Annotated in this window: 11 protein-coding genes; all 11 read right to left on the bottom strand. The window is 37.5% G+C overall.

The features are described 5' to 3' along the window. Positions 1-18: 18 nt before the first annotated feature. A complete protein-coding gene (locus J7E77_RS00980) occupies positions 19-1,335 on the bottom strand; it encodes an MATE family efflux transporter (RefSeq protein ID WP_214711777.1) in 1,317 nt (438 codons plus the stop codon). Between the two features lie 95 nt (positions 1,336-1,430). Next, on the bottom strand, positions 1,431-2,240 hold the full coding sequence (gene nikE, locus J7E77_RS00985; RefSeq protein WP_214711778.1) for a nickel import ATP-binding protein NikE: 810 nt from the start codon (positions 2,238-2,240) through the stop codon (positions 1,431-1,433). Positions 2,241-2,266: 26 nt separating this feature from the next. Beyond that, positions 2,267-3,094, bottom strand: coding sequence for a nickel import ATP-binding protein NikD (gene nikD, locus J7E77_RS00990; protein ID WP_214711807.1), 828 nt, complete (start codon positions 3,092-3,094; stop codon positions 2,267-2,269). A gap of 15 nt (positions 3,095-3,109) precedes the next feature. Continuing rightward, the gene (gene nikC, locus J7E77_RS00995; RefSeq protein ID WP_214711779.1) at positions 3,110-3,943 is read right to left on the bottom strand and encodes a nickel ABC transporter permease subunit NikC; all 834 of its coding nucleotides are present in this window, start codon (positions 3,941-3,943) and stop codon (positions 3,110-3,112) included. Next, positions 3,940-4,884, bottom strand: a complete 945-nt coding sequence (gene nikB / locus J7E77_RS01000) for a nickel ABC transporter permease subunit NikB (RefSeq protein ID WP_214711780.1) — start codon at positions 4,882-4,884, stop codon at positions 3,940-3,942. The genes nikC and nikB overlap by 4 nt, the downstream gene beginning before the upstream one ends. Positions 4,885-4,901: 17 nt before the next feature. Continuing rightward, positions 4,902-6,527, bottom strand: coding sequence for a nickel ABC transporter substrate-binding protein (gene nikA, locus J7E77_RS01005; RefSeq protein ID WP_214711781.1), 1,626 nt, complete (start codon positions 6,525-6,527; stop codon positions 4,902-4,904). Positions 6,528-6,611: 84 nt separating this feature from the next. Beyond that, positions 6,612-6,803, bottom strand: a complete 192-nt coding sequence (locus J7E77_RS01010; RefSeq protein ID WP_214711782.1) for a hypothetical protein — start codon at positions 6,801-6,803, stop codon at positions 6,612-6,614. 110 nt (positions 6,804-6,913) lie between these two features. Then, entirely contained in the window at positions 6,914-7,150 is a 237-nt protein-coding gene (locus J7E77_RS01015; RefSeq protein WP_308160326.1) for a DnaD domain protein, read from the bottom strand. Between the two features lie 700 nt (positions 7,151-7,850). Beyond that, positions 7,851-8,393, bottom strand: a complete 543-nt coding sequence (locus J7E77_RS01020) for a DUF3231 family protein (protein WP_214711783.1) — start codon at positions 8,391-8,393, stop codon at positions 7,851-7,853. Between the two features lie 320 nt (positions 8,394-8,713). Continuing rightward, positions 8,714-8,860 (bottom strand): hypothetical protein, encoded by a 147-nt coding sequence (locus J7E77_RS01025; protein WP_214711784.1) that lies wholly within the window; start codon positions 8,858-8,860, stop codon positions 8,714-8,716. A gap of 513 nt (positions 8,861-9,373) precedes the next feature. After that, positions 9,374-10,076, bottom strand: a 703-nt coding sequence (locus J7E77_RS01030) for a transposase (RefSeq protein ID WP_214711785.1), incomplete at its 5' end; no start/stop codon positions are given.

Here is a 10,076-nt window from a genome sequence, read left to right on the forward strand (position 1 = left end):
CAAAAGTAGCTGTAATTTTCAGATTCCTTTGTTTATAGATAATAATCTTTTATTTAATCTAGGAGTATACATGATCAAGAATCCAGAACGCCCAAAAGTGTATAGAATGAAAGCCAGCCATAGGCCATGATTATGCCAGATAGGTGTTGCCGTAATTTGTATAAGGATATAGGCGATCATTGCGTAAATCATAGAGTTTCGAACGGGAGCAATTTCAGTTGCACCTGTGAAGGCACCATAAATGACAAGGCCAAAACACGCGGCAAACGGGTATAGAATAAGCCATGTTCCATATGTAGTTGAAAGTTCGATTACACTTGGTAGATTGGTAAAAAGCGCAATAATTTGTTTTTGAAATAATCCATATATACAAGCTATCACAAAAGCCGTAATCACCGACCATTGTTTTGATAAAGTAAGTGTTTTTTTATATAAATCCTTGTCGTTTGCTCCTACCGCTTTGCCGACAAGAATACTCGTAGCGTTAGCAAACCCCTCAAAGAAATAAGCCATAATGTAATGAATTTGAAATAGAACAGCATTGGCCGCTAAAAAGTTTGTACCAAACGAAGCACCTTTTGCTGTAAACATATTAAAAACGACTAATAAACAAATCGTTCGAATAAACAAATCCTTATTAACGTTAAACATCTTTTTCATAGACTGTGTATCTATAAGTTCTTGAAAGGATGGTAACCTCCATTCAAACGGTGATGCCTTCATCACAATGAACATCCCTAATATAAAGGCTGTCACTTCAGCAATCAAAGCGGCAGCAGCAACCCCTTTTACAGCAAAAGAAAAGACATGGACAAAAAGAATGGCCAATATCATATTCAAAACATTCATTAACACCTGTAAACATAAAGATTCTTTAATCTTTGCCATCCCCATTAACCAGCCAAGGATAACATAGTTCAGTAGTGTAAAGGGTGCTCCCCAAATTCTAATTCGAAAATATTCAGCTGCAAACTTACTGACATCAGAATCGTTTGAAAACAATATCAAAGCTACATATTCAATCGGCCATTGTAAGAGAATAAAACACACCCCAACCACAACAGCTAATAAAAATGGACGCGATAAAGCAAGTATTCCTTGGGCTTGATCGCTTGCCCCATTCGCTTGTGCGGCAAAAGCAGATGTACTAACCCGTAAAAAACCGAATACCCAATACAAGGTATTAAAAATAAGAGTCCCGACTGCAACTCCTCCAATATATGCCGCATCAGGAAGCTGTCCCACAACGGCTGTGTCTACAGCACCTAACAAGGGCGTTGTCATGGTCGAGATCGTTAAGGGAATCGCCAAAGTGAGGTACGCACGATGATTCATTAGGAATTTCCTCCTTCTATCAATACAAATAAGAACAATAGCCCCGATTTTGCAAATGAAATCGAGGCATTCGAAAAGTGTTTATAATGTTTAAATTAAACAGGTCTAACCGAACGAAAACGAGGGTGCTCGGCCAGCATTGAATCTCTCATCTTATTTACTACAGGATGTTCTGAAGAAAAAAACTGTTTTTTTGCATCGTAAAGCTCGACCAATTCTCCTTTTTCTAGTACACCTAATCTATCACTAATCGTATAGGCAGCTTTAATATCATGCGTAATAAAGAGATATGATAACCCGAAGTCTGCTTTTAACTCCTTGAGTAATTCTAAAATAAGGGTTTGATTCACCATATCTAGACTACTGACAGATTCGTCTAAGACAATCAGCTTTGGCTTGAGTGAGATGGCTCTTGCAATATTGATTCTTTGCAATTGGCCACCGCTAAATTGATTAGGATATTTTTTTAAGTCGTCTTCACTTAGCCCTACCCTTTCTAATAATTCAATAACGGTTCGTTTTTGCTCAGCAACTGTTAGCTTTTCATAGTTTTCTAGCGGCTCTGCAATAATTCGTTCGGCCGTCATTCGAGGGTTAACCGATGAGTATGAGTCCTGAAATACAGCTTGAAGATCACGACGGATTTTTTGACGACTATGCTTATCTGCGGTATATATATCATGCCCTCGAAACAGAACCTGTCCACATTGCGGCCGTTCCAGACCAAGAATCACTCTTCCTAAGGTACTTTTACCAGCTCCGCTCGTACCAAGCAAACCTAAACAGGTTCCTTCCTCAATAGAGAGAGAAATGTCGGAAAGTGTTTTTTTAGAGCGATCTTTCCAGTTGAAAAACGTTGGAGATCCAAAGCTATGGGTTACTTCATTTACTTGTAATAAACTCATTTTTTCACCCCTTATAAATGCCTAAGTCAAGCCAAATGGATGACAGGTTCATCTAAATGTACTATTGACCGTGCATTTAAAAGTTTTTTTGTATACTCATGCTGTGGATCATCAAATAGTTGGAATACACCAGCTTTTTCTACTATTCGACCATTTTGCATAACGGCAACTTCATCAGCCATTTCAGAAATGACACCGAGATCATGGGATATTAATAATATGGCTGACCCATATTCAGAGCGAATTTTATCTAAGTGGTACAGCACTTTCTTTTGATTATTTACATCAAGTGCGGTGGTCGGTTCATCGGCAATAATTACCGCAGGATGTAAGCAAGCGGCAATAGCAATCATCACCCGTTGAAGCATACCACCACTCAATTGAAAAGGATAGTATTTTAATAGTTTAACAGGATCTGGTAAGTTCACATGATGCATCGCCTCAATGGCAAGCTCTGTTGCTTGTTTTTTATTCCATTGTGTATGTGTTCGAATGGTTTCTATAAATTGGTGGCCAATTGTAAAAACAGGCGTAAAAGCATTCATCGGATTTTGCATAATAAAGGCTATATCCTTACCACGAATCATACGCATTTCTTTCTCTCCTAAACCGTTCAATTCGCTTCCTTTTAATACGATACTGCCTTCAATCGTTGTAGTTTTCCGATTGAGAAGCTGAAGAATGGACATACTCGTAACGGTTTTACCGCATCCACTTTCCCCAACAAGACCCAGTACCTCCCCACGCTTCAGTTCAAAATTGATATCCTCAACAAGCGTGGTAGCACCAGTTTTTGTTTTTACCTGTACATGTAAATCTCTCACTTGTAACACATTCGACTGTTCTGTACCCAACATTCTCATTCCTTTTTATGATCGACGTTTGACACCGTAACGTTCGGATAACGCTTCGCCCAATAAATTGAAGGTCACAATCACGAGCATAATCATCAAACCTGGAAAAAGCATTAATTCAGGATTCGTCCGAATATACGACTTTCCTTCGTGAATCATCGCTCCCCATTCAGGTGTAGGCGGTTGTACTCCTAAACCAAGAAACGACATGGCGGATATATCCATGATGGCCCAACCCATTTCTAATGTACCCATGACCACAAGTGGAGGGAGCACATTTGGGACAATATGCTTTTTAATGATCTTCCATTGCGATGAACCGCTTATTTTCGCCGCTGCAATAAAGTTTTGTTCCTTCAGACTTAGAACCATTCCTCGGAACATTCTCGCGTAATATACCCATTGCACAAGCATCAGTGCTAAAATGACCTGAGGAAGTCCAGGACCGAAAATACCAACCAGACCAAGGATAAGGATAAGGCTAGGAAAAGCCATTACACCATCACAAAATCTCATCAAAACCTGATCCACCCAGCCGCCTTTATATCCAGAAAAGGTTCCAATTATTAAACCAATCGTTAAAGATGAAATGAATATGAGCATGGCAAAGCCTAAAGATATTCGTCCCCCATATAAAAGGCGTGATAAGTTACATCTTCCTAAATGATCAGTACCTAATGGGTATTCCCAGGATGGAGGCTGTAGTTTATAAGCTATATTGACCGCAATCGGATCATTGGGTGCAATCCAAGGAGCCAATAACGTGATGATAAAAAGAATCCCTAATATCATGGTACATATCGGAATCACTTTTTGACTTATAAATATCCTGCGTATACTGGTTATCATCGTTGTTGCCCTTCTTTCCTGGATATGCGCGGGTCAATAAACATTTGAATCAAATCCACTATTAGGTTGCTAATTATAAATAAACTAGCGGCTATTAGTACATAGCATTGAATGATAGGGATGTCACGGTTAAAAATCGCTTCAATAAAATAACGGCCAAACCCAGGCCATGAAAAAACGGTCTCCACGATAATCGTTCCTGTCAGCAGTTTTCCAAGATTCATCCCCAGACCAGTAATCATAGGGGAAATGGCAATTCTTAAGACATGCTTGGCCATAATGGTTTTTTCTTTTATCCCCCTTGTCCTTGCGAATAGCACATAGGGCTCTTGTAAATTTTCAAGAATGCTAGCACGCAACAATCTTGTGTACATCGCTATTAAAGGAAGAGCAAGCGTAATGGAAGGCAATACAAGATGTTGCCATGTTCCAAACCCCTCAACTGGGAAAAGATCAAGTTTTACAGAAAAGAAAAAAATCAATAAATAACCTAGCCAAAAAGAAGGAATGGATGCCCCGAAAAAGGAGAGTATGCGACTGAAATGATCAATTGCGCTGTTTTTCTTTACTCCTGCTAGAAAGCCAAGAGGGACACTGACAAGCACCGCGATGAATAAACTCCCTAGCGCTAGCTGGAAGGTTGCTGGAATTCGGTAGATCACCTCGTCCCAAACGGGCTTATTCGAAACATAAGATATGCCAAAATCAAGTTGGCATATCTTCATAATAGAGTTTACATATTGAATGAAGAATGGTTGATCTAAACCAAACTCATGTCTTTTCTGGGCCAAAATCTCATCGGTCGGTTCGATATGTGCTGCTGTTAAATAAGACTCGGCCGGATCCACCGGTGAAAAGTGAATCATTCCAGTTGTTAGAAGTGCGGCCAAAAGAAAAACCGGGATAATGGACATTATTCGTTTTATAATATAATTGCCCATAATAGCCTCCTACCTGCTTACTGCTCGATGATAATTCCTGTGAATGGATTTTCGTCACGATTCGCAGAGAAATTGAAGTTCTTGACATTTTTTTGATAAATCGCTGTTTTCTTAATATAAGAGATAGGAAGAATTGCTCCTTGGTCCTGCAGTGATGTTAATATAGAAGTGTACAGCTGTTGACGTTCATTTTCGTCAGTTGTCTGAGGAACCCGGGCCATTTGTTGGAGTAATTCCTCTTTGCTTGGATAGGCTGAAATGGCTTCATTAAATCCAAATCCTTCTTTTGCCACAATGTTTATAAATGTATGCGGATCATATGGAGAACCGTAGTTACTAAAGAAATTAATATCAAACTTATTATCTTTAAATCTTTGAACTTGAACAGCAAGCTCTACCCCAACAATATTTAATTTCACACCAATGGCAGCCCATTCTGATTGTAGCGTTTCCGCCATTGCTTTTTGAATAGATTCTGCTGAATCGTACATCATTTCAATTTCAAGTGGCTGTCCATTTTTTTCCCGAACCGTTTTCCCCTTAGGAAGTGTCCATCCTGCTTCGTCTAATAACGCTTTTGCTTTCTTAACATCATATCCAATCTTCGTAACATCAATTTCGGAAGTATAAGGCAAGTTTGTCGGTAGAATAAAATCTGCTGCTTCTTCTAGTCCAGAAGTGATTCCTTTCACCATTGCCTCTTTATTAAATCCATAATGTAACGCTTGGCGAACACGTTCATCGGATAGCTGTTCTCTGTTTGTATTCATAACAAGCTGTCTTGTCGCGACTGGCTCAGAAATGCTAGTTTCATATTTATCAGTTGATTCTAATTGTTTGAAAGCGTCTAAACTGATAACACCTTCTCCGTAAATTAAATCTAGCTCACCTTTTTCAAACGCTAGTACTCTCGTTTCTGCATCAGGAATGACTTTCACTTGAATTTTTTCTACTTTTGGAAGCTCACCCCAATAGTTTTCGTTTCGTTTGAAAATCGCATATTCATCCGCTTTATACTCTTCCAAAATCCATGGGCCTGTACCAACTGGTTTCACAATTCCTTTTGAGGTATCACCATTTTCAGGGAATCCAGCTTCACCTAAGAAACGAACTGGTCGAACAACAGCTAGCTCCTGAATCGTTGGATAATAGGCTTCAGTTAATGTCATTTTAAACGTATTGTCGTCGATAACTTCCATATTTTCAATTTTCGAAAGGAAACCCAACCAACTATGTAATTCCATGTGGCTTAAAATTGTATCAAAATTCTTTTTCACAATTTCTGCATTAAAGCTTGTTCCATCAGAAAATTTGACATCTTGACGCAGATGAAATGTATATACTTTTCCGTCTTCAGAAATTTCCCATGACTCAGCAAGATGCGGTTTTAGCTCTCCCCCAACTCCGTAACTTACTAATGGTTCATATACCATTGACTGAGCAAATAATTGTGAAGGATTATAAACATGGGGATTCATTTCGCCCACATCCCTCGCCCAAGCGATCGTAAGCATATTATCTTTTACGTTCTCTGACGTTGTATCCTTATCACTAGCATTTGTACAACCAAGTAATACTGTTGATAATAAAACAATAAAAATAAATGTTAATAAAATATTCCGACTATTAATTGCATAAGACATATAACTTCCCCCAATTGATGTTGATAATCATTTTCAATTGTAAGAGCATCACAAAGTCTTGTCAATGTAATATTTGCTATTTAATTATTTTAACCCATTAGCCCCAATAGATAAAATTATTTTAAATTGCAAGTAAGCAGTTGAGGCAAACACCAGCTTTCGCATTAATTCTTTATGCCATGTACTTTCTAACTGTTCAGGTTGAATGACGGTATCTGTAAGTAAATACTCCGCCTTCATCAAGCTTCCTAAAAACGCTTTTTCAGCCATACTCATCAATCTTCACCTGCCGTAAGGTCAAGTACAAATCCACCTGGAATAGCTCTTCCGGCAGGAAACGATTCGGTTGATTGCCTATGCTTTGGTACGGACTTTTGGTTCTCATGTTAGGAATCAATTTCTTCTACGGTGAGTAAAGATTCATTTTCCCAGTTTTTCAGAATCCCAACCACATAGCTCAGCCTTCGCTTGTTATTGGCACACGCAATATTCATCGCTTTTAAAATCACCTCTTTTGGCTGTAAAAAGCTAGAATCATCTAACCAAGATAATAACTGTTGTTTGGCATTCACGTTCGAAAAACCAAATCCATTGTTGTCCCAAAACTCAACAATTTCTTTCACATCGACTGTTTTTTGATGAATCTCTGCCCCTGGACTGTTCTCTAGATATAGTGTTTTATGAAGAAAACGGACATGTTTTTTTCATAAACATGTTGAAAATGGTTTATAGTTGATAATTCCTCAATATTTGTACACCTTGCTATTTTTTTATTTCTCCCTGTTTCATGACAGGGTAACAAATGTTTTATCAAAAAAAATATTTTAGTAAGAATCGAATAAAATAACGTTCCTTACAGTAGGAAACTTTGAATTTTATCGAATTTATCATGATGATTTGATACCGGTGGTCGTGGTCGAATTACTTCACTAATCATTGATTTTACAAGGTTCTATTAACATAATGTGTAAAATTTGTGTAAAATAAAATATCTTTTTTTTAAAATTCCTTCACGTCGCACACTCCTTTTGTTACGTAATTTTGGTCAAATGCCACATAAAATAGAAGAAGAATTTCATCTCTTCCTTTGACTAAACTACCTTTTAGTTCAATAACAAAAAAAGCTGCCTCAATGACAGCTCCTATTTTAAACTCTTGCAGCCGTTAGCTTAACAAAGTTTAATCATACATAAAACTTAATAATTCTTCTTTCCTTGGAAAATACCCAACTATGTTCGAAATAACTTTCTTTAATTTTTTAATTTCAAATATATCCCAAATATATCCCAAATGTAACTAGTTACGTTACCCCTAACTTAATGGTTACTGGGAACCAGGTGGAACGTAAAAAGGTGGTACTTTAATCCATCCGCGTTTACGCATTAAATGTTTTAATCTACTTGCGAAAGCAAATTTTTCTGTTTGAAACTGAATAAACAATAAACCAACATCTGTACGAATCGATTCAGAGGCAGCACCTGCTGCACGCATAATTAAACCTACGATTTTTAATGATAATTCGTTTGCTATCACATCATCCGTTAATTTAACTCCAAGAGGGATACTATTAGAATCTGATTTTGGCATATCTGCAGGTGCAGGAGGTAGCGGAATTCCTTCCTTAATCATGAAATCATGTAGTTGTTCTCTTTGACTGGTACCTAATTTCATATCTTCTTCAAGTATTGCTTTTAATTCTTCATCTTTCGTGGTATTTATACCTGCATGCACAGATACTTTAGCTAATTCAAGTCCTGCTAAGTAAATCCAGCATGACATCACTTCTCCAACATGAAGTGGTTGGTCTTCGTCTTGAACTGTCAGTGATTTCATAGCATCAATGACAGTTTCCAATATATTTACCATGTGAAACCCTCCTGAGTTGGTAGTATTCATACATATTGTTTGTACGGTAAGATTTTTTATTCAGATGGGTACCACCAACATTTCAGAAATTATGTATACTTAGTAAATTTCAGCCTAAAAAAGAAAAAAGTTGCCCTACAAATAAGGCAGCCTTATCTTCAACTCTTAGTGAAACAAGAGACTTATTATTTCTTTTCTAAAAATGGCACCAGTACAACCTCGACCCATCTGTTGAACTTATCGTGTGCATCATCAAAATTATTTGCCATGAATAATAAGACACCCCAATCCTTTTCTATTTCAGAATCCATATTACCGAATTATTTATACATCTCATCATCTTCTAATTCATTGAAAAATATATCCCAGCTTCCTTCATCATTCAAATATCCAGTAGCCGTGGTATAAAAATCTGTCTTATCGCAGTAATAGTCTATGTGCCAATGCCCGTAATTTTTCTCAATCATAGTATTTACCCTCTCTCTAAAACAGAATAAATTGTATTGTACTTTTATTTATTTTAGGGTCCAATTGTACTCACTGCAATCGCTATCCATTGTTCAACTCCCTCAGTTTGATATGAGTATCTCTTGAATGCTCACTTATTCGCAGGATTCCATAACCCTTGTAATTGGATTTATGTGTAATTGAAATGAGTTCAGATCATTTTGGCTTCGTGAAGGCATAGATAAATAAAGGAGTCAGCTACCACTCCATATTTTACCATATAATGTACATCTCCACGCCGCCCCTGGAGGCTTTCCCTCCCATGTCTCAATGGGTCAATCGCCCTCTCATTCCTTCGTCATGCCTATCCAAGGGGTGGAGGCCAGTTATGCTAACCTGATGGGTCACAGTGCCCTTTTGTTGAATAAACCCTGGTACTCCGTACATATTTGAAATCCTACGAATAAGACAACATTCAAAAATTAAAGTTAACTATTTTAAATGAAACATTTTATATAACTAATGTTTTATTTCTATGCTGCTATAGGGGTTAATACTTGAACTTTATTTGGACAATAAGATTCGTTTCGTTTTGCTATTCCTACAAAAATCCTTGCTAGTTTACCTATCAGTTTCATGATTGATTTCATTTTCTTTATCTTCTTTACTTTTACATTATGGGAATGGACGGCTTTAAACTCAGGGTTATTCATCACAAGGCTCATAGTTGCTAAGTAGAGGAATCGACGAAGTCTGGACCTTCCACGCTTTGAAATGACAATCTGACCTTTCCATTTGCCTGAACTTGCTTCATCTAGGTGTAATCCCGCATGACGTAATAAAGAGTTTCCGTGAGAAAATCCACTTAGATCTCCGGATTCACCTAGTATCCCGGCTAATGAAATTTCACTTATTCCTTTAATCATAAGTAGTTTTTTTGCAAATGGTATTTTGTAGAGAACTTCTTTAACTTGTTGTTCAACTCTTGCGAGTTGTTTTACAGCGAGGTCATATTCCTCTAATAATTGTTCTAAATGGAATTTATAAGCGTCGAGTGCTTGTCCAGTTCCAATAGAAGATTTTGCAAGATTGATCAGTAATTGAGCTTTTTTAGGTCCTGGTTGTCTTTTCATTAATGACTTCCATCCCCTCAAGACATCTAGTGGCTCCATTGAAGATATTTCAGCAGGAGTTGGAAACAATCGAAGGGTTGAGATGGCTCCTTTGCACGAAACA

The organism is Bacillus sp. ISL-77, from assembly GCF_018613105.1.

Bases quoted from the DNA above. Each gene is read 5' to 3' on its own strand.
- nikB (WP_214711780.1), bottom strand. From the start codon at position 4,884: ATGGGCAATTATATTATAAAACGAATAATGTCCATTATCCCGGTTTTT.
- nikE (WP_214711778.1), bottom strand. From the start codon at position 2,240: ATGAGTTTATTACAAGTAAATGAAGTAACCCATAGCTTTGGATCTCCA.
- J7E77_RS00980 (WP_214711777.1), bottom strand. From the start codon at position 1,335: ATGAATCATCGTGCGTACCTCACTTTGGCGATTCCCTTAACGATCTCG.
- J7E77_RS01010 (WP_214711782.1), bottom strand. From the start codon at position 6,803: ATGAGTATGGCTGAAAAAGCGTTTTTAGGAAGCTTGATGAAGGCGGAG.
- J7E77_RS01020 (WP_214711783.1), bottom strand. From the start codon at position 8,393: ATGGTAAATATATTGGAAACTGTCATTGATGCTATGAAATCACTGACA.
- J7E77_RS01025 (WP_214711784.1), bottom strand. From the start codon at position 8,860: ATGATTGAGAAAAATTACGGGCATTGGCACATAGACTATTACTGCGAT.
- nikC (WP_214711779.1), bottom strand. From the start codon at position 3,943: ATGATAACCAGTATACGCAGGATATTTATAAGTCAAAAAGTGATTCCG.
- nikA (WP_214711781.1), bottom strand. From the start codon at position 6,527: ATGTCTTATGCAATTAATAGTCGGAATATTTTATTAACATTTATTTTT.